The 19,452-nt window shown below is 73.8% G+C and carries 12 protein-coding genes; 7 read left to right on the top strand and 5 right to left on the bottom strand.

What is annotated here, in order from left to right; translation table 11 throughout:
- Positions 1 to 156: 156 nt before the first annotated feature.
- The 3 genes from CFP65_RS12420 (at position 157) to CFP65_RS12410 (ending at position 4,579) form a co-directional block, all read left to right on the top strand.
- Entirely contained in the window at positions 157 to 3,195 is a 3,039-nt protein-coding gene (locus tag CFP65_RS12420; protein ID WP_104816158.1) for a S1C family serine protease, read from the top strand.
- The gene (locus CFP65_RS12415; protein ID WP_104816157.1) at positions 3,189 to 3,572 is read left to right on the top strand and encodes a hypothetical protein; all 384 of its coding nucleotides are present in this window, start codon (positions 3,189 to 3,191) and stop codon (positions 3,570 to 3,572) included. The genes CFP65_RS12420 and CFP65_RS12415 overlap by 7 nt, the downstream gene beginning before the upstream one ends.
- A gap of 65 nt (positions 3,573 to 3,637) precedes the next feature.
- Positions 3,638 to 4,579, top strand: a complete 942-nt coding sequence (locus tag CFP65_RS12410; RefSeq protein WP_104816156.1) for a bifunctional riboflavin kinase/FAD synthetase — start codon at positions 3,638 to 3,640, stop codon at positions 4,577 to 4,579.
- A gap of 159 nt (positions 4,580 to 4,738) precedes the next feature.
- Here the strand turns inward: CFP65_RS12410 and CFP65_RS40775 are convergent, their stop codons facing one another.
- From CFP65_RS40775 to eccE, 3 genes are all read right to left on the bottom strand, one after another.
- Positions 4,739 to 6,823, bottom strand: coding sequence for a MinD/ParA family protein (locus CFP65_RS40775; RefSeq protein WP_104816155.1), 2,085 nt, complete (start codon positions 6,821 to 6,823; stop codon positions 4,739 to 4,741).
- A 226-nt stretch (positions 6,824 to 7,049) separates the two neighbouring features.
- Positions 7,050 to 7,814 carry a hypothetical protein gene (locus tag CFP65_RS12400; protein WP_104816154.1) on the bottom strand — a complete coding sequence of 255 codons (765 nt, stop codon included), beginning with the start codon at positions 7,812 to 7,814 and terminating at the stop codon, positions 7,050 to 7,052.
- Positions 7,814 to 9,076 carry a type VII secretion protein EccE gene (eccE, locus tag CFP65_RS12395; RefSeq protein WP_254552358.1) on the bottom strand — a complete coding sequence of 421 codons (1,263 nt, stop codon included), beginning with the start codon at positions 9,074 to 9,076 and terminating at the stop codon, positions 7,814 to 7,816. The genes CFP65_RS12400 and eccE overlap by 1 nt, the downstream gene beginning before the upstream one ends.
- A gap of 340 nt (positions 9,077 to 9,416) precedes the next feature.
- On the opposite strand from eccE, the gene eccB reads away from it, so the two are divergent.
- The 4 genes from eccB to mycP all read left to right on the top strand — a co-directional run bounded on the left by eccB (position 9,417) and on the right by mycP (position 13,260).
- Positions 9,417 to 10,988 (top strand): type VII secretion protein EccB, encoded by a 1,572-nt coding sequence (gene eccB, locus CFP65_RS12390; RefSeq protein WP_104816152.1) that lies wholly within the window; start codon positions 9,417 to 9,419, stop codon positions 10,986 to 10,988.
- Between the two features lie 182 nt (positions 10,989 to 11,170).
- On the top strand, positions 11,171 to 11,476 hold the full coding sequence (locus CFP65_RS12385; RefSeq protein WP_104816151.1) for a WXG100 family type VII secretion target: 306 nt from the start codon (positions 11,171 to 11,173) through the stop codon (positions 11,474 to 11,476).
- An 86-nt stretch (positions 11,477 to 11,562) separates the two neighbouring features.
- Positions 11,563 to 11,856: a WXG100 family type VII secretion target gene (locus CFP65_RS12380; protein ID WP_104816150.1), complete on the top strand. Its 294-nt coding sequence runs from the start codon at positions 11,563 to 11,565 to the stop codon at positions 11,854 to 11,856.
- 144 nt (positions 11,857 to 12,000) lie between these two features.
- Positions 12,001 to 13,260, top strand: a complete 1,260-nt coding sequence (gene mycP, locus CFP65_RS12375) for a type VII secretion-associated serine protease mycosin (protein ID WP_254552356.1) — start codon at positions 12,001 to 12,003, stop codon at positions 13,258 to 13,260.
- A gap of 81 nt (positions 13,261 to 13,341) precedes the next feature.
- On the opposite strand, the gene CFP65_RS12370 is transcribed toward mycP, so the two are convergent.
- Entirely contained in the window at positions 13,342 to 14,751 is a 1,410-nt protein-coding gene (locus CFP65_RS12370) for an APC family permease (RefSeq protein ID WP_104816148.1), read from the bottom strand.
- Between the two features lie 426 nt (positions 14,752 to 15,177).
- Positions 15,178 to 19,131, bottom strand: a complete 3,954-nt coding sequence (gene eccCa / locus CFP65_RS12365; protein WP_104816147.1) for a type VII secretion protein EccCa — start codon at positions 19,129 to 19,131, stop codon at positions 15,178 to 15,180.
- Positions 19,132 to 19,452 lie beyond the last annotated feature (321 nt).

Below are 19,452 nucleotides of genomic sequence, written 5' to 3'. Positions count from 1 at the left end.
CTTCTTCCGTGTTCGCGCAGTTCCCCGCGCCCCTGAAAAGCGCCCCTGGCGCGTGTACTTCACCCGGATGAGTGAGGGGGTGTGTGGGTGGGCGGAGGGTGAGGGCAGGCTCCCGGGCGGCGTGGTCAGGTGGCCGGCGGTGTGGGAGGCGGGTGGATGGGCCTCGCGGTGGTGCGGGTGTGTGATCCGGACGGGCGGGTCAGGGGCCTGGGGTTCGTCGCCGACCTGTCGGGGACGGTCGTCACGGCGCACGAGGTGGTGGCCGGGCTGGAGCGGGTGGTGCTGCACGTGCCCGGGGGGCAGACCCGGGTGCTGGGGGAGGGCAGGGTCGAGCCGTGGCCCGAGTACGGGTTGGCGGTGCTGCGGACGGACGGGGTCGGGGGGCTGCCTGTGCCCCCGCTGGCGGTGGTGGGGGCGGGCGGGCCGCTGGTGGCGGTGCCGTACCTGCGGGCGGAGGCCGAGGAGCCGGCGCTGAGCCAGGGCGGGGTGCTGGCGGGCGGGGCGGCGGTGTACCCGTGGCAGGGGGTGTTCCACCTGGTGGAGGGGGCGCTGCTGCTGGACCTGCCGCAGCTGGGGGCGCCCCCCACCGCCGGGGCGCCGGTGCTGGACGCCGGGACGGGGGCGGTGCTGGCGGTGGTCGCGCCGGGGCTGCGCAGCGGGCACCAGCAGGGCGTACCGGCGGTGCCGCTGCGCGGGGCCGGGGTGGCCGAGCTGTTGGCCCGTAACGCGGCGACGGTGCCCGCGTACGGGCGGGCGCTCAATCTGGCGGGGGTGCTCCAGCTGGCCTCGGTGCAGCTCGGGTCGGCGGTGGCCGGGCCGGGGCGGATCGCCGATCTGGCGGCCGACCGGGTGGACCGGCCGGACGGGCTGACCGGGGAGGAGCCGCAGTGCGCGGTGACGGCGCTGGTCGGCGCGGCGGGCAGCGGGCGGACCACCGAGCTGGCGGCGCTCACCGTGCGGCGGGCGGGTGGGCGGCAGCCGCTGCCGACGCTCTGGCTGCGGGGGGCCGATCTGGCCTCCGGGGACGGTTCGCCGGTGCCGGCGGTGGCCCGGGCGCTGGCCCGGGCGGCGGAGCTGCTGGAGGTGGCGGCGCCGGAGCCGGACGAGGTGGCGCGGATCTGCGGGGCGGCCGGGCGTCCACTGCTGGTGGTGCTGGACGCGCCCGAGGAGGCCCAGGCGGCGCTCACCGAGCGCTGGTTCACCACCTGCCGGGACTGGCTGGCCGAGGTGGGGGCCCGGCTGCTGCTGGCCTGCGGCCCCCAGGAGTGGGAGCGGCTGGCCCCGGCGCTGCCGGAGGCCCGGCCGCACGGCCTGGGCCCGCTGCCCGCCGAGGCGGCCGACCGGGCCGCCCGGCGGTACGGGCTGCCGAGCGGCTGGCTCGGCCCGGCCGAGGCGCCGCACCCGCTGGCGCTACGGCTGGCCGGCGGGCTGCAGAGCGAGGGCGTGCGGGGGCCGGCGCCCGGGCGGGGCGAGCTGTTCGCGGGGCACTTCGACCTCTGCTGCCTGCGGGTGGCCCGGCGGCTCGCGGCGGGCACCCAGGTCCGCCCGCCGGGGGCGCACCGGCGGGGGGCGGTCCGCCCGGCCGCCGAGCGGCCCGGGCAGGTGCGGCGGCTGGCGGCGGTGGTGGCCGGGAGGCTGCACGAATCGGCCCGGCTGATGCTCGCCGTCGGCCACGGGGGGCTGAGCCGGGCCGCCTTCGAGGGCCTCTTCCCGGAGGAGGGCGGCTGGGCGGCGGCGGTGCTGGCCGAGGGCGTCTTCGTCCCGGCGGGCTCGGGCTACCGGCTGGCGCACGAGGAGTTCGCCGAGTGGCTCCAGGGTCTGCACCTGGACCTGGACGGCGCCCTGCGGCTGCTGCTGGCCGAGCGGGAGGAGCCGGACCGGGCCGGCTCGCCGGCCGGGGCCGACGGGGTGGGGCACGCCTGGGGGGTGCCGGGTGCGGGCGGAGCCCGGTCGCACGGGGTGCCGCGGCACCGGGTGGGGCCGGTGGTGGCGGCGCTGCGGCGGGTGGCGGGGGAGCCGCGGGCGCTGGACTGGTGGCTGCGGCGGCTCTGGCGGGCGCTGGAGGGGGCCGAACCGGGGAGCGAGGGCCAGTGGTGGGCCGGGCGGCTGCTCGCGGTGGTGCTGGCCGGGCTGCCGGAGCCCGGGGAGCACCTGGAGCTGCTCGGCCTGCTGGCCGAGCGGGGCGAGCGCGGAGGCGAGTTCGGCCCGGCGTTCTGGGCCGGGCTGCCGCTGGGCCTGGCCGACCGGCTCGGGCTGCTGCGGCGGCTGGTGCGCTCCGACGGCCCCGAGCAGAGCTTCCGGGCCGCCACCGCCGAGCTGCTGGTGGCCGATCCGGCCGGGGTGCTGCCACTGCTCTGCGGCTGGTTCGAGGACGACAGCCGCCCGGCGGAGCGCCCCGGCGCCACGGTCGCCGACATCGCACACGACCTGCTGTACGCCCACCGCCGGCTCGCCCTGGACAACCTGACGGAGTGCCTGGTCGACGCGGCCCACCCGAGGGCCGACGCGCTGCTCTCGCTGCTGGCGGTCGAGGAGCCCTCCGCGCTCTGCCGCGCGGTGGACCGCTGGAGCCACGACCCCCGCCCGGAGCGGCACGTCGCGGCGGCCGTGCACGGGCTCCGGGCGGCCCCGTACGCGAGCGGCTCGGGCGGCGGGCTGCTCCGCTTCGCCGCCGCCACCCTGCTCGCCCGGGAGGGCGAACCCGCCCTGCACGGCGCCGCGTTGGCGCTGCTGCTGCGGTACCCGGAGAGCCGCCCCCGGCACCTGGCCCGGGCGCTGGCCGCGTACCGGGCGGACGACCCGTTCGTCACCGCCCAGGCGCTGGCCCCGGCACTGGCGGCCGAGCCGGAGCCGGTGCTGGCGGCGCTGCGCGAGCGGCTGGCCGAGCCGGGCGGGGCGGTGGCCGAGGCGCTCGGCCTGCTGGCCGAGGCCCAGGACCCGGCGACGGTCCGTCAGGGCCTGTTGCTGGCCGCCGAACTGCTCGCCGACCACCCCGAGCGGGCCGACCGGCTGGCCGCCTACGCGGACCGGCTGCTGGCCCGGGGCCACCGGGTCACCCCGCTGCTGGCCCCGCTGCGTGGCCAGCCCCCGGCCGTGCGCCGGGCCTTCGCGGCGCGGCTGGCCCGCCCCGGCCCCGCCCCCGGGCGAGCACGCTGGACGGTCTGCTGGCGGGGGAGCGCGACCCGCTGGTGCTGACCGCCGTGCTGGAGCGCACCGCCGAGACCTGCGAGGAGCACGAGCCGCGCCGGGTGAGGGAGTTGGTGCGCCGGCTGGCGGTCGGCGGACTGCCGCTGGATGCCGCCCTGGTGCGCAGTGCGGGCCGGTCGGCGGCCTTCGCCCGGCTGCTCGCGGAGTGGCCGGCCGAGGAGCCGGAGCCGGGCGGCGGGCCGCTGCTGGCCCGGATGCGGGAGCTGGTGGCCGAGGGCCGCGACCCGCAGTACGCCGCCGCCGAGGCCGAGCGCGGGGCGGACGGCGGAGCCGCCGGACCGGCCGGCCCGCTGCCCGCGCAGCGCCCGCCGCGCGCAGCTGGCCTTCCGGTGCCGAAGCCGGGACGGGCGCATGGCACGCTATAGGGGTTCGGGTAGGAGCGTTTGAGCGCACAGCGGGTGCGCGACGTACGGAACGAGGAGCGGTCAGGGTGCAGCGCTGGCTTGGCCTGGAGGAGATCCCCGGGGACTGGGGGCGCAGCGTCGTCACCATCGGATCGTTCGACGGTGTGCACCGAGGCCACCAACTGATCATCAGGCGGGTCGTGGAGCGCGCCCGCGAGCTGGGCGCGAAGGCCGTCGTGGTGACCTTCGACCCGCACCCGAGCGAGGTCGTGCGGCCGGGCAGCCACCCGGCCCTGCTCGCGCCGCAGCCGCGGCGGGCCGAGCTGATGGCCGAGCTCGGGGTGGACGCGGTGCTGGTGATCCCCTTCACCCGGGAGCTGTCCCAGCAGTCGCCCGAGGAGTTCGTGCAGCAGGTGCTGGTCGACGCGCTCGAGGCGCGGCTGGTCATCGAGGGCCCGAACTTCCGCTTCGGCCACAAGGCGGCGGGCAATGTCGGCCTGCTGGCCGAGCTCGGCCGGGCGGCGGATTTCGAGGTCGAGGTGATCGACCTGAAGGTGCGCGGTGCGGCGGGCGGCGGCGAGCCGTTCTCCTCCACCCTGGTCCGCCGGCTGATCGCCGAGGGGGACGTGGCGGCGGCGGCCGAGGTGCTGGGGCGTCCGCACCGGGTCGAGGGCGAGGTCGTCCGGGGCGCGCAGCGCGGCCGCGAGCTCGGCTTCCCCACCGCCAACGTGGACTCGGTGGCGCACAGCGCCGTCCCCGCCGACGGCGTCTACGCGGGCTGGCTGACGGCGGCGGGCGAGCGGATGCCGGCCGCCATCTCGGTCGGCACCAACCCGACCTTCGACGGCACCGCCCGCACGGTCGAGGCCTACGCGATCGACCGGGTCGGCCTGGACCTGTACGGCCTGCACGTGGCCGTGGACTTCCTCGCCTACCTGCGCGGCATGGAGAAGTTCGACTCGATCGAGGCTCTGCTCGACCGGATGGCCGACGACGTGAAGCAGGCTCGCGACCTCACTGGGGCGTAAAGCCAGGGGCGCGGGGAACTGCGCGAAGCGGAAGAAGCGCGCCTCGTCAGCTCGCAGAGATGCCCACTTGCACCGTCAACGGATAGTGCAAGTGGGCATCGATGTAAGACAGCAGGAGCTGCAGGGTTGGCCGCGCCGTTCCCCGCGCCCCTGGTGGTGCTACTGCTGCTGGGTGGGCGGGTAGCCGTACCCCGGCTGCTGCTGCTGTCCCTGCTGGGACCACTCCTGCGGGAGTGCCTGTCCCTGCTGCTGCGGCGGGTACTGCTGCTGCGGGGGCTGCTGCCCCCACGGAGCGCCCTGCTGCGGGTAGCCGCCCTGCTGGGGGTAGCCGGGGTAGCCCTGCTGGGGCTGGCCCGGGTAGCCCGGGTAGCCGCCCTGCTGGGGCTGCTGCTGCCAGCCGCCGCCCGCCGCGTGCTGGGCGCGGGCGATGTCCTCGCCGACCAGGGTGGCGAGCTCGAAGTAGGCGTCCCGGACCTTGGGCCGCATCATCGCGAGGTTGACCTCGGCGCCGGCCGCCAGGCTCTCGTCGAACGGCACCACGACGACCCCGCGGCAGCGGGTCTGGAAGTGCGCGACGATGTCCTCGACCTTGATCATCTTGCTGGTCTCGCGGACTCCGGAGACCACCGTGATGGAGCGCTGCACCAGGTCGGCGTAGCCGTGCGCGGAGAGCCAGTCCAGCGTGGTGGAGGCACTGCTGGCGCCGTCCACGCTGGGGGTGGAGACGATGATCAGCTGGTCGGCCAGGTCGAGCACCCCGCGCATCGCGCTGTAGAGCAGCCCGGTGCCGGAGTCGGTCAGGATGATCGGGTAGTGCTGGCCGAGCACCTGGATGACCTGGCGGTAGTCCGAGTCGTTGAAGGTGGTCGAGACGGCCGGGTCGACGTCGTTGGCCAGGATCTCCAGGCCCGAGTGCAGGTCCTGCGAGGTGAACTGGCGGACGTCCATGTAGCTGCGCAGGTGCGGGATGGCCGTCACCAGGTCGCGGATGGTCGCGCCGGTCTGCCGCTTGACCCGGCGGCCGAGGGTGCCGGCGTCCGGGTTGGCGTCGATCGCGATGACCTTGTCCTGGCGCTCGGTGGCCAGGGTCGCGCCCAGCGAGGTGGTGGTCGTGGTCTTGCCGACACCGCCCTTGAGGCTGATCACGGCGATCCGGTAGCAGCTCAGCACCGGGGTGCGGATGATCTCCAGCTTGCGGGCCCGGTCGGCCTCGGCCGCCTTGCCGCCGAACTTGAAGCGCGACTCCTTCTGCTGCTTGGGCTGGCCGCGCAGCAGGCGGTCGGAGGAGAGCTCCACGGCGGCGGTGTAGCCGAGCGCGGCGCCGTGCGCGACCTGCTGCTGCGGGCCGCCCTGCTGCTGGAAGGCCTGCGGGGCCTGCGGCATCGCCTGCTGCGGGTAGCCGCCGCCCTGCTGGGGCGGCGGGTAGGCGCCCGGCTGCGGGGCCTGCGGCCAGCCGCCCTGGCGCGGGTCGACCGGCTGGCCCTGCTGCGGGCCGGGCTGCGGCACGGCCTGCGGGGGCAGCTGCTGGGCACCGGAGACCGGCGGCACCGGGACGACGCCGGTGGGCCCGACCCCGCCGGGCAGCGGAGCGCCGGGCTGGCCGGCCTGCGGCGGCCAGGGCGCGGGCGGGGTCTGCTGCTGGTACGGCTGGGCGGGGGCCGCACCCTGGGCCGGCGGCTGCTGGGCCGCCTGCGGGGCGGCGGGCTGCGGCGCGGCGGGCTGCGGCGCGGCGGGCGCGGCCGGGGCGGTGGGAGCGGGGGCCGCGGGCGTGACCGGGGCGGCGGGAGCCTCGCCGGGCGCGGGCCAGACCGGGGTGCCGGCGGCCGGGGTCGCCGGCGAGGGCGTACCGGCAGCCGGCGTGCCCCCGACGGGAGCGGCCGGTGCGGCCGCACCCGCGGTCTCCAGGTGCGTCGGAGCTGCGGGCGCCGCCGGGGCCTGGGTCTCGACCGGCCCGGGGGCCGGTGCGGCGGGGGCGGGAGCCTCGCCGGGCGCGGGCCAGAGCGGGGTGCCGGCGGCCGGGGTCACCGGGGAGCCCGGGACGGGGGTGCCGGCGGCGGGCGCGACCGGGTCCGGGGCAGGAGCGGGCGCCGGCGCGGGTGCCGGGGCGGCCGGGGCCTGCTGGGCGGGCGGGGTGGAGCTCTGGGTGTACCAGGACGGGGGCGAGTAGTCGGGCGTGTCCGACCAGTCGTCGTCGTCCTCCGCCGCGTTGTCGCCGACGTAGACGCCGTCCCGATCGCTGCTCACTTGGGCTCCCTCGTGTTGCGGCCGCTGTGTTCGTTCGCGGTGCTGCCGACATCAAGACTAGGCCGTCAATCAAGGCCGACTGAAGGCGGTGTCCGACCGCCGCTGCCCCGGTGGCCGCACGCCCCGGGGCGGACGAGCAGGACGCCCGTGCGCCCCTGGCCGCCGCCGGCCGGGGTGCACGGGCGTCGTCGCACGCCAGGTGGTGACCGGTCAGCCCGTCGGGCCGTCAGTCCATCCGTCGGGCGAGGCCGAGGACCTGGGCCTCCGCCTCACCGGGGTTGGTCATCACGAACTGGCGGCGCATCCGGGTCGCCCAGAGGGTGATGTTGTCGCCGAGAGTTGGCAGCGCGGCCACCTCCTGGTCGCCCAGCGAGAGCAGACGGGCCAGCAGCTCGGCCTCCTGCGGGGAGACCCGCTGGATGCCGACCAGATCGGCGGCGCCGAGCACCCGATTGGCGTTCGGGCCGAGGTAGGGCAGCACGGTGAGGGTGGTCTGCCAGGGCGCGGCGGAGAGCCGGCTGCGCGGCGGACGGGCACCGAGGTCGCGGACCACCAGGACGGGGGAGGCCACCGAGGCGCCCTGGGCGCCGAGCCGGCCGGCCTGGTGGATCGTCACGCAGGGCTGGCCGCCGCCGGCCGCCTGGGCCATCGGGGCCCAGGCCTGCGGGCGGCCGGTCTCCACGGCGATCCGGGCGCCGGTGGCGGCGGCCCGCAGCGCGATGATCTGGGCCGTCCACATGCCGCCGACCAGCACCAGCTCGTACGGGTTGGGCCGGAACAGGCCGAGCACGGCGGGCTGCTGCTGCGGGTCGACGCCGATGACCACGCCGTCGTCGCCGACCGGGAAGGAGAGCGCCGCCAGGTCCTCGCGGGCCAGCACGTGGCGCTCGCGGCGCGGGCCGCGCAGGCCGAAGCCGGGGCGCAGCAGCGGGGTGCGGCCCGGCTCGGTGCCGGGCTCGGGGGCGTGGGTGGGGTAGGTCTGATAGGCCATCAGGAAGTCCCTCCCAGGGGCAGCGTGGCGAGCAGGCCGGGGGCCTGCTCCAGGTCGAGGCGGGTCAGGCCGGCCCCGGCGTGCTGGGCGCGCGACTCGACGAGCCGGCCGACCTGGTCGACCTCGCTCTCGCTGCGGCCGGTGACCCGGACGTGCCCTTGGATGGCGAGCGAGCCGCCGGTGCCGGCGGTGGCGGTCAGGCTGAAGGTGCTGGCCAGCGCGGGGGTGCCGGTGACCAGGTTGACCAGGTCGGGGGCGGCGATCCGGCCCGGGGCGCCGCCGGGGCGGCCGAGCTGCGGCCACTTGGAGATCCAGTAGGTGCCGTGCCAGCGGTCGTCGATCCGCCAGAACTTGCGGCTCTCCTGGGTGCGGCGGGTGGTGCCGCCACCGCCGCCGGTGCCCTGGCGGCCGGCCACCGCGATCGGGTTGGCGCAGGTGGAGATCGAGAGGGCGGCGATCAGCTCGCGCTCGTCCAGCGCGTTGGCGGTGAAGCCGGCCCCGTTGAGGCGCCCGGCCAGCTGGTCGGTGACGCGCTGGAGCGCCTTGCGGGCGCCCTCCTCGCCGCCGCCGCGGGCCAGCACGGCGGTGGCGCTGCGCTCCGGGTCGAGCCGCAGGGCGACCCAGGTGAGCCGCAGGCCGGGGGTGGCCAGGCCGTCGGGCAGCTGGTGGTAGGCGCGGGCGGCCAGCGACTGCTCGGGCAGGTGCGGCGCGGGGGCCGGCTGGGTGTGCTGCACCAGCTGGACGGAGGCCAGCGTGATGTCGTCCACCTCGAGCGCCGAGCAGATCACGTCCAGCGGGAGCGGCAGCGCGGTGCGGTGCGGGCGCAGCGGCTGGTCCTTGGCCTGCACCAGCAGGACGGAGGTGAGGAAGGTGCCGTCGCCGACCATGCCGGTCTCGCGGCGCATCGGGCGCCCGCCGCCGAGGTCGGTCTCGGTGGCGTGGGTGCAGGTGCGCAGCGCGGGCTCGACCTCCAGGACGGGGGCGAGCGCGGGGTCGGTGCCGGGCGGCGGCACGTTGGCCGCCGAGCGCTTGCGGCGCGCGTTGTACTCGGCGCGCACCCGCAGCGCCTCGGGCAGGCTGCGGCCGCCGAGCGGCAGCAGGGCCATCACCAGCAGCAGGACGGCGGGCACCACGCAGATCGCGGCCACCGCCGGGCTGATCGCCCAGCCGGCCGCGACCAGGGCCACCGCGACCTCCAGCAGCACGAGTTGCTGCAGCTGGAGCCGGGAGCCGAGCAGGCCGGGGCGGGGGTGGAGCTTCACCTGGACCGGCGCGGTCGGGCTTCCCTGGGCGGGCTGGGCACGTCGTCCGGAGCCCCCTGAGTGGCCGCCGCGGCGGCCGTGCCCGGTACTGCGTCGCTCTGGAGCGGTCTGGCTTGGCATCCCCCGAGTGACCCTCTCTTGAATCGGTTGTCGCAGCCCGGTTGGCCGGTGGGCGAACCTGGGCCGCTACGGTACTCACCGTCTGCTGCCGCATCGTAGAGGGTTGGCTCCACGTTCCGCCCGTCGGGTGGCAGACTCATGCAGGGATGAATCGTGCTGACGTACGCACAGGTGCCGGAGCCCGGGCGCGCGTGACGTCACAACAGGGGAGACGACGATCATGGCATCACGCCGGGACGAGTTGAACGCCTACACCTTCGCGCGCAAGCGCATGGTGGGAGCCTTCCTCCAGCCGAGCGGGGGCGGCAACGACGAGGACGCGCCGCGCCCGGTCAAGGCCGTGCTGCCGAGCGTCGTGGTCGCGGCCGTGCTGGTGGCGGGCTTCGGCATGCTCGGGGTGGTCAGCCCGACCGCCCCGCAGGGCTGGGACGACACCAAGAACATCATCCAGGGCCGCGACTCGACGACCCGTTACGTGGTGCTGGTCGACCCGGTGACCAAGGAGAAGCAGCTCCACCAGGTGCTCAACATGGCCTCGGCCCGCCTGGTCACCCCGGCCAACGCGAAGATCGTGATCGTCGCCGACAACGTGCTGGACGCGTACAAGAACCACGGCCCGACCATCGGCATCCCGTACGCCCCGGACAAGCTGCCCACCCCGGACGTGGCGGCCGCGGCCAAGAAGTGGTCGGTCTGCGACAAGGCGGGCTCGGACAACACCCAGGCCACCATCAACCAGTCGGTCTTCGTGACGGTCGACAAGGAGGCCGCCCAGCTCGAGAAGCCGGGCAAGAAGCTGGCCGCGGGCGAGTGGCTGTTCGTCGCCGAGCCGGACACCACGGCCAACCGCGGTGCCTGGTACCTGGTCGACTCAGGCGGCTTCAAGCACGCGATCGGCCGGGTGGACACCAGCGCGGGCGACCGCCTGGCGCTGGCCGGCGCGGTGTTCGGCGCGGCCAAGCCGCAGCAGGTCACCAAGGAGTGGCTGGACACCCTGAAGGACGGCGAGCGGATCGACTACCCGGTGGTGCCCGGGTACACCGGCCGCAAGGTGGCCTCCAGCCTCAAGCTGACCAACCCCGACGACCAGTACGTCGGCCGGGTGCTGACCTACCAGGGCACCAGCTTCTACGCGGTCGGCAAGGACCAGCTGTTCGAGATCTCGCCGTTCCAGGCCTACATGATCGGCAAGAGCCCGGCGGCCGCCGTGCTGTACGGCGACGTCCCCGAGGTGAAGCCCGCTCAGCTCAGCCAGACCGACTACGGCAAGTACGCCAGCCAGGTCGACTCGCAGACCATGCTCAAGCCCAAGGGCGACCTGCCCAGGGAGAAGCCCTCCGGCCACCCGGTGAACGTGCTGGCGGACGGTCAGGGCCGCACGGTGCTCTGCTCCACCTTCGAGAGCATGGACGACAGCGGCAACACCGCCCAGTCCGTCTTCGCCGACGCCCAGTACCCGGCCGAGGTGGCCAGCGGCTCCTCCAGCGCCCACGTCTCGCCCGGCGCCGGCCTGGTCTTCCGCGCCTCCGAGGGCGGCCAGAACGGCTCGGGCAGCAACTTCCTGCTCACCGAGACCGGCCTGCGCTACCAGCTCAAGGCCAACACCGCCGACGGGGCAAAGAGCACCGGTACGACCGGGCAGCAGCAGGCGCCCCAGCAGGGCGACGGCGCGCAGGCCCGGCTGGGCTACGACAAGATCCAGCCGGTCATGGTGCCGAACGCCTGGGCCGCCCTGGTGCCCGCCGGCCCGGTCTTGGACGTGAACGCAGCGGCCAAGCCGCAGAACTACTGACGGTGGCTCAGGGGGCAGGAGTGCAGGCCGGTGTCATGGTCTGGTAACTACCTTGCTCCCGGTGTTGGGTGACCTGCGCACGGCAGCTACAGTGCTGGATGGCGTCACACCGGTGGCGTCGGACGGGTGGGCCGTGCCAGGACCATCCGTCAGGAAGTCTGTCTCATGGGGGACGGTGGATTATGGCTGGCCAGTTCAAGACGACCGCTGAGGAAATGAACGCGTTCGCGAACCGCATCGGTGAGGTGAACGCGCAGGTCCAGGGTGAGATTCAGCGTCTCAACACCCTCGTCGACGAGATCAAGAGCGGCTGGCAGGGTGCGGCCGCCACCGCGTACGGCCAGCTCCAGGCGCGCTTCAACGAGGACGCGACGGCGCTGAACAAGGTCCTCGACGAGATCAAGCAGGCCATCGAGGCCACCACCAAGCTGTACGCCGCCACCGAGCAGGAGCAGCAGTCCTCGATGTCGCACGCGGGTGGGTTCTGAGCCTCGTGACGGCGGAGCTCCGCTCCACCGCTCGGCGCTCGTAGCGATCCACCACACGTAGCTTCAACATCGAACAGGAGACAGACATGTCCGACAGCCACATTCTCGTTAGTTTCTCCACCATCCAGAACGCGGCTGGCGAGGTCCGTCAGACCGCCTCGCGCATCCAGCAGCAGCTGGACGAGCTCAAGGCCGGCGTGACCCGCATCGCCGCCAGCTGGGAGGGTGCTGCGCAGGAGGGCTACCAGGCCCGCCAGGCGCAGTGGGACGCCAAGGCCGCCGACCTGCAGCAGGCGCTCGGCCAGATCGCGTCCTCGCTCGACAACGCGGCGCAGAGCTACCAGGCGACCGAGCAGAAGAACGCCGGCCTCTGGGGCTGAGCCTCGACGGCTCGACAGGGCGGGCGTCCGTGCGGGCGCCCGCCCTTGGTGCATGGCTGCGGCCGGGCACCGCACACGGGTGGACCAGGAGGGGAAGTAGCAGTGCCGTCGTTGGGTGGGTACCGCAGATCGGGTGCGGCTTTGGTGGCGCTGGGGGTGGTCGGCGGCCTGGCGGCCGGGCCCGCCTACGCGGACGACTCGGCTAAGAGCACCGCGCGCTGGACGCCGCTGGTGGTCTCGGCCGCCGCCGAGTGCGCCGTGCCGTCGCTGGACGTCCAGGGCGTGCCCTGGTCCCTGCAGCGGGTGCTGCTGAACCAGCTCTGGCTCCCGGACACCAGCCTCCCGGTGAACGAGCGCAAGCCGATCGACGGCACCAACGTCAAGGTGGCCGTCATCGACACCGGGGTGGACAACGCCAACCCGCAGCTGGCCGGCGCCGGCAAGGTCATCGACGGCGGCGCGTACATCAAGAAGGACGGCAAGGAGGACAACGGCAGCGGCATCGGCGACCCGGTCGGCCACGGCACCAAGGTCGCGGGCATCATCGCCGCCAGTCCGTTCGCCCAGACCGGCTTCGTGGGCCTGGCCCCGGGCGCGCAGATCATCGCCATCCGGCAGAACGACGCCGAGGGCAACGGCGACGTGCCGCACCTGGTCCAGGCGATCAACAGGGCCGTCGCGCTGGGCGCCGGGGTCATCAACATCTCCCAGGACGTCCGGGGCACCGACTCCAGCGGCAAGCTGTTCGACGGCAAGGACGACCTGGAGTACGCGCTGAAGAAGGCCGAGGCGGCCGGCGTGGTCGTGGTGGCCTCCTCCGGCAACGACGGCCTGGAGGGGGAGACCTACCCCGCCGCCTTCTCGACCGTGCTCGCCGTCGGCGCCTCCGACCGCAACAACGAGCGGGCCTCGTTCTCCCAGTACGGCTCCTTCGTGGGCGTGGCCGCGCCCGGCGTCGACATGCTCTCCACCGCCCGGGTGCACGGGCAGTGCGTGGACAACGGCACCAGCTTCTCCTCGCCCTACGTGGCGGGCGTGGCGGCCCTGCTGAAGCAGAAGTACCCGAAGTGGACGCCCCGCCAGATCCGGACCCGGATCGAGCAGACCGCCGAGCGCAACGGGCGGGACCGCAACGACTACACCGGCTGGGGCGTGGTCGACCCGGTCAAGGCCGTGCAGAGCACCGCCGAGCCGGCCGACGAGCCGACCCCGGACGCGGCGGTGCAGATCGACTCGGCCCGCATCGTGGCCATGCCGCTCGGCCTGGCCGAGACCCAGCAGGACCGCGACCGGCGCACCGCGCTCTACGTGGTCGCGGTCGGCCTGCTGACGGTGGCCGGCCTGGGCGGCGGCTCCGTGGTGCTGCGCGACCGCCGCAAGACGCGGAGCGGCGAGGGCGGCTGAGACTGCCCCCGCGGGCGCACCCGACGGCACGAAGAAGCGGCCCCCACCGATGGTGGGGGCCGCTTCGTCAGGTCCGGGAGGTCAGACCTGCTCGTCCTCGGGCAGGGTGATCACCCAGCGGGTGTCCTGCCGGGGGCGCAGGTAGAAGACCCAGTAGAGGCTCGCGAGGGCGGTGATCACGCCGGTCCAGACCAGCGACTCGGTGTCCAGCTGGAACAGGGTGTAGCCGAGGGCGAGGACCAGCAGCGCCGGCAGCACCGGCCAGAGCGGCTGGCGCCAGGCCGGGGCGTGCTTGTGGTGGCCCCGGCGGGAGAACAGCGCGGCGACGGCGACCAGCAGGTAGAGCGCGGCCACGGCGACACCGGTGATGCCGATCAGCTTGTCGTTGGGGACGAAGCAGAGCACGGCACCGGGCACGCCCACCGCGAGGGTGGAGATCCAGGGGGCGTTGAAGCGGTTCAGGGTGCCGAAGGCCTTGTTGATCGGCTCGGGCCAGGCCTTGTCGCGGCCGGAGGCGAAGAGCACCCGGGAGTTCTGGATGACCATCACGATGCCGGCGTTGATGATGGCCAGCGCGATGCAGAGGCTGATGAAGGTGCCGAGCGCGGAGTCGCTCCAGCCGGCCACCAGGCCGGAGATGTCGCCGCCGGTGAGGGTGGCCAGGTCCGGGGCGCCCATGGTGATGGCGACCACCGGCACCAGGATGACCACGGCGGAGAGCGCCAGGGTCCACAGCACGGTGCGGGCGACGTTCTTGCGCGGGTTCTCCAGCTCCTCGGAGAGGTAGACCGCGGTGGAGAAGCCCTGGGTGACGAAGAGCGCGGTGCCCATCGCGGCCAGGATCGCGCCCATCCCGACCGGGCCGGCGGCGCCGCTGGAGTCGGCCACCACGCCGTGCAGCATGCTGGAGACGCCGCGCTGGCTGTGCGCGAAGCCGAGCACCGAGACCACGCCGGCCGCGATGACCTCGAGCACCAGGAAGACGCCGGTGATCCAGGCGTTGGCCCGCAGGTCGAGCAGGCCGGCCACGGTGGCGGCCAGCATCACTGCGGCGCCGGCCACCTTCGGGTCGATGTGCACGATCGGCGCCAGGTAGTCGGCGGTGCCGAGGGCGATCACCGAGGGCACGATCATCACGACGATCAAGGACTGGATGAAGACCAGCCACCCGGCGAACCGCCCGGCCAGCGTGCCGACCATCGCGTACTCGCCGCCGGCGCTGGGCACCAGGGTGCCGAGCTCGGAGTAGCAGAACGCCACCGCGATGCAGAGCACGGCACCGATCGCGATGCTCATCGCGGTCGCGGTGCCCAGGGTGTTGAAGAGCGTCGGCACGATCACGAACAGCGATGACGCGGGCGTCACGCAGGAGAGCGTGAGCAGCGTGCCACCGACGACGCCGAGCGAGCGGCTCAGCTTCCGAGGGGCCTCGGTGGTGCCCGCGTCCGCCGTGGGGGCGACGGTGACTGGCGGGCGAAGCGTGTCGGTCATGCGCGTTCCGATCGACTCTGATGCGGTTCATGGGGGAGGGAGCGGTATCGCCTCCGAAGCGTTCCGTCGTCTTGGTCCTGTCGCTCCCGAGCCGCCATGGAACCTTGCGGAAATGGTCGAGTCAACGCGCGAAACGCTGCGGAATCCGTTGCGGAGCGGCTGGTTCGGTACGGAGGCGCTGCGCCCACCCTGGGTCGATGGCATATGAATCGAAGGTGAACAGAATATTGCGCCACTGATTCGAAGGTGACGCCCCGGTGGGGCACTGGGACGCCCCGGCGGTGCCAGTAACCCGCCGGAGGGGGGATTGACAACGAGAACCGCAGCTAGGCGCCGTAAAGAAGTCGATAACATTTCGGCATTCGGTACGCGAAAAGGCCCGGATCCGACGGATCCGGGCCTTTTCGTCACAGAGGGTCACGCGGGTCAGGGCGTCGGCAGCCAACCGGTCTGGACCATTTGGCCGGCCGCGATGCGGCGCGACACGAACACACCGCGGCCCGCGGGCAGCGGCTGCGGCTTGACGGTGCCGAGCAGCGCGCCCTCGCCCTTGTCGCCGGAGAGCAGCAAGCCCTGCCCGCCGAGCTCGCGCATGCGCTGCATGACGGGCTCGAAGAGCGAGCGGCCGGCGCCACCGGCGCTGCGGGCGATGATCACGCGCAGGCCGATGTCACGGGCGAACGGCAGGAACTCGGCCAGCGGGGCCAGCGGGTTGCCCGAGGCGGTGGCGACCAGCTCGTAGTCGTCCACGATCACGAACATGTCCTTGCCGCTGTACCAGCTGCGGTCGCGCAGCTGCTGCGGGGTGACGTCCGGGCCGGGCAGGCGGCGCGAGCAGGCGCCGCGCAGCATGTCCACGATCGAGGTCATGGCGGGCGCCGCCGCCGCGTACTCGACCAGGTACTCCTGCGGCACCACGCCGAGCAGCGAGCGGCGGAAGTCGCCGATCACGATGCCGGCCTGCTCCGGGGTGTACCGCTCGGTGATCTGCTTGATCAGCATGCGCAGCACGGCCGACTTACCCGACTCGCTCTCACCGAAGACGATGAACAGCGGGTCGGTCTCGAAGTTGAGGTACGTCGGCGCGAGCTCGACCTCGTCGACACCGAAGGCGATGCCCAGCTCGGGGTGCTCGAAGCCCTTGGGCAGCGAGTTGCCGTCGAGCACGGCCGGCAGCATCCGGACCTGCGGGGCGCGCGGGCCCTGCCAGGCGGCGTCCACCTGGGCGACCAGGTCGGCCACGCCGTCGGCCAGGTCCTCGATCTCCGAGGAGCCGTCGAGCCGGGGCAGACCGGTCAGGAAGTGCAGCTTGGCGGAGGTCAGACCGCGACCGGGCTGGCCGGCCGGGACGTTCTGCGCGACCTTGCGGTCGATCTCGGACTCCATCGCGTCACCGAGCCGCAGCTCGGTGCGGTTGAGCAGGAGGTCCTTGAGCGCCGGGCGCACCTCGGCGTAGCGGGCGGCGGTGATCACCACGTGCACGCCGTAGCCGAGACCGCGCTGGGCGATGTCGGAGATGACCGGCTCCAGCGCCTCGAACTCCTGCTTGAAGGTGAGCCAGCCGTCGATGATCAGGAAGACGTCACCGAACTGCTCGTCCGGCAGCTGGCCGGCCGCCTTGCGGGTGCGGTAGGTGGCGATGGTGTCGATCCCGGCCGTGCGGAAGAGCTCCTCGCGGCGGTTGAGCACCCCCTGCACCTCGCTGACCGAGCGGCGGACCTTGTCCACGTCCAGACGGCCGGCGACCCCACCGACGTGCGGCAGGCCCTGCAGCGCCTGGAAGCCGCCGCCACCGAAGTCGAGCAGGTAGAACTGCACCTCGGCCGGGGTGTGGGTGACGGAGAAGCCCGCCACGGTGGTGCGGATCATCGTCGACTTGCCCGAGCGGGGGCCACCGATGATCAGACCGTGACCGGCCGAGCCGGAGTAGTCCTGGTAGAGCACGTCGCGGCGCTGGTCGCGCGGCTTGTCGACGATGCCGACCGGCACCACGAGCCGGCCGAGCGCACCGAACTCGGGCGAGGTGAGCCCGCGCTCGGCGGTGACCTGCAGCGGCGGCACCAGCTGGTCGATGCTGGGCGCGGCGTCCAGCGGCGGCAGCCAGACCTGGTGGGCCGGCGGGCCCTGGCCGATCATGCGCTGCACGAAGACGTCCAGCATGGTGTCGAGCAGCGAGTCGTCGATCTCCTCGACCTCCTCGATCACCTCCTCGACGACCTGCTCGACGATCTCCACCTCGGCGGCGGTGAACAGCACCGGCTGCGCGGTGACGCTGCGGCCGCCGCTGGCCAGCACCTGGCCCGGCGGGCGGTAGGCGCCGGAGACGTACGCGGCGCGGAAGCGCTCCATCACGTCGGAGCCGAACTTGAGGTACCCGACACCGGGGATCGGCGGCAGGTGGTAGGCGTCCGGCACGCCGATCGCGGCCCGCGACTCGGCGGCCGAGAAGGTGCGCAGACCCAGGCGGTACGAGAGGAAGGTGTCCAGACCGCGGAGCTTGCCCTCCTCCAGTCGCTGGGAGGCGAGCAGCATGTGCATGCCGAGCGAACGGCCGATCCGGCCGATCTGGATGAACAGGTCGATGAAGTCCGGCTTCGCGGTGAGCAGCTCGGAGAACTCGTCGATGATCATCAGCAGCGAGGGCAGCGGGTCGAGCGCGGCACCGGCGGCGCGGGCCCGCTCGTACTCGTTGATGTTGGCGTAGTTGCCCGCCGAACGCAGCAGCTCCTGACGGCGGTTCATCTCGCCCTCGATGGAGTCGCGCATGCGGTCGATGAGGGTGGCTTCGCCCTCCAGGTTGGTGATCACGGCCGCGGTGTGCGGCATCTCCGCCATGCCGGCGAAGGTGGCACCACCCTTGAAGTCGGCGAGCACCAGGTTGAGCACCTCGGAGGAGTGCGTCACCGCGAGCGCGAGCACGATGGTGCGCAGCACCTCGGACTTGCCGGAACCGGTGGCGCCGACGCACATGCCGTGCGGGCCCATGCCCTGGAGCGAGGCCTCCTTGAGGTCCAGCCAGACGTACTCGCCGTTCTGGCCGACGCCCAGCGGCACCTTGAGCTTCTCGGAGATCGGCTTGGGCCGCCAGTGCCGGGCCGGGTCGAAGGCGCCCGGGTCACCGGTGTTCATCATCTCGGTGAAGTCCATCGAGACGAGCGACGGGTCGCCGTCGTCGCCGCCCACCGAGGCCCGGAAGGGGGCCAGCTGACGGGCCAGCGCCTCGGACTGCCAGGAGGAGAGGGTGTCCGGCTTGCCCGAGTAGGAAGCGCCGGAGGCCGATTCGAGCAGCAGCTCGTCGGGCGTGACGGTCACGATCAGGTGCCCGCTCGGCTCGTCCAGGTCGCCCGGGACGACCTCGATCACGGTGACGCCCTCGACGCCCTCGGCCCCCGCCAGCAGCGAGTCCGGCGGCACGGCGGCGCCGTCCATGATCACGATCAGGTGCGGCTGGTCCGGCGAGGGGGCCGAATCCCGGGAGAAGCCCTTGCGGCCGGCCAGCTGGTCGGCCAGCAGGGCCTCCAGCTCACCGAGCTCGGTGGCGATCAGACGGCGCGAACCGGCGCCGTCGTTCTCCTTGCGGTGCTGGGTGTGCGGCAGCCACTTGGCCCACTCCCACTCGTCCACCGCGCCCGGCGCGGCGGCCACGCCGAGCATCAGGTCGTCGGGGGAGTGCAGGGTGGTCAGCTGGGCGATCATCGCCCGGACGTTGCCGTAGACGGTGTCCGGGTCGCCGCAGACGGTGATGTGGTAGAAGGCGCGCAGCGAGACCGCCAGCGGCAGGTCCTGCAGGGTGCCGTGCGAGGTGAGGAAGTTCTTCATCGCCTCGGCGGCCAGCGGCTCAAGCTCGTCCATCGGCGCGGTCTGCGGTGCGACCAGCGGGGTGGAGAGCTGCTGCGGTCCCTGGCCGAGCCTGATCTGGGCGAAGTCCGGATCGGTGGGCCGGCGCTCCCAGAGCCGGCGGCCCTCGGCCACGATCGACCAGAGCTGGTCCGGCTCGGGGTGCAGGAAGAGCTGCGCGCCCCGCTGGCGCTCCGCCGTGCGCCGGACCTGGCGGCGCATCTGCTGGAGGTACTTCAGGTAGTCCCGGCGCTCGTCGGCGGTGCCGGCGTTGCCGCCCTTGCGGGCCTTGACGATCTGCGCGACGGCCATGCCGGCCGTCGAGGCGACCATCAGGACGCCCATCATTTTCATCGGCCCCTGGGCACCGGGGGAGAAGAAGAACGCCGCCGAGCCACCCATGCCGAGCAGGGGCAGCAGCGACATCATCCAGTCTTCGGCGCCCGACCGGGGCAGCTCGGGCGGCGGCACCAACTCCACCGGCTCGTCCGGCACGGCGGGCGGATAGGCCCGCGCCGGACGCTTGACAGTAACAACGCTCACTACGGCATCAGCCCTCACGCAACTGGGATACGTGCGGGTGAGGTCGCCCTGTGAACTGACGCCGCCCCCGCTCCGTCGACCGCAGGCGCCCCCGGGTGTTCGCGCTGAACCGCCCCCGTACGCCTTGCGCAGGCGCCGATCCTACTGGTCGGCCCCGATACATCCAGCACGGGGTGGTTTCGCTTTCCGACCGGTCCTGTCCGAGGGGGTGCGCGAAAGGGCCGAACCGGTAATCCCCCGCCCCGTAGGGACGCGCGCCGCACCGGGCGGTAGGGTAACGCCGCGCCAACTGTTGGCCGGCCCGTGTCAGTTCCGGGGCGG

Origin of the sequence: Kitasatospora sp. MMS16-BH015 (assembly GCF_002943525.1) — a bacterium.
Taxonomy (GTDB): domain Bacteria; phylum Actinomycetota; class Actinomycetes; order Streptomycetales; family Streptomycetaceae; genus Kitasatospora.
The sequence above is the reverse complement of the archived record's forward strand: the minus strand, read 5'-3'. Positions and strand labels throughout refer to the sequence as shown.

Bases quoted from the DNA above. Each gene is read 5' to 3' on its own strand.
- CFP65_RS12420 (WP_104816158.1), top strand. From the start codon at position 157: ATGGGCCTCGCGGTGGTGCGGGTGTGTGATCCGGACGGGCGGGTCAGG.
- CFP65_RS12400 (WP_104816154.1), bottom strand. From the start codon at position 7,814: ATGGCCTATCAGACCTACCCCACCCACGCCCCCGAGCCCGGCACCGAG.
- eccB (WP_104816152.1), top strand. From the start codon at position 9,417: ATGGCATCACGCCGGGACGAGTTGAACGCCTACACCTTCGCGCGCAAG.
- CFP65_RS12385 (WP_104816151.1), top strand. From the start codon at position 11,171: ATGGCTGGCCAGTTCAAGACGACCGCTGAGGAAATGAACGCGTTCGCG.
- CFP65_RS12380 (WP_104816150.1), top strand. From the start codon at position 11,563: ATGTCCGACAGCCACATTCTCGTTAGTTTCTCCACCATCCAGAACGCG.
- CFP65_RS12370 (WP_104816148.1), bottom strand. From the start codon at position 14,751: ATGACCGACACGCTTCGCCCGCCAGTCACCGTCGCCCCCACGGCGGAC.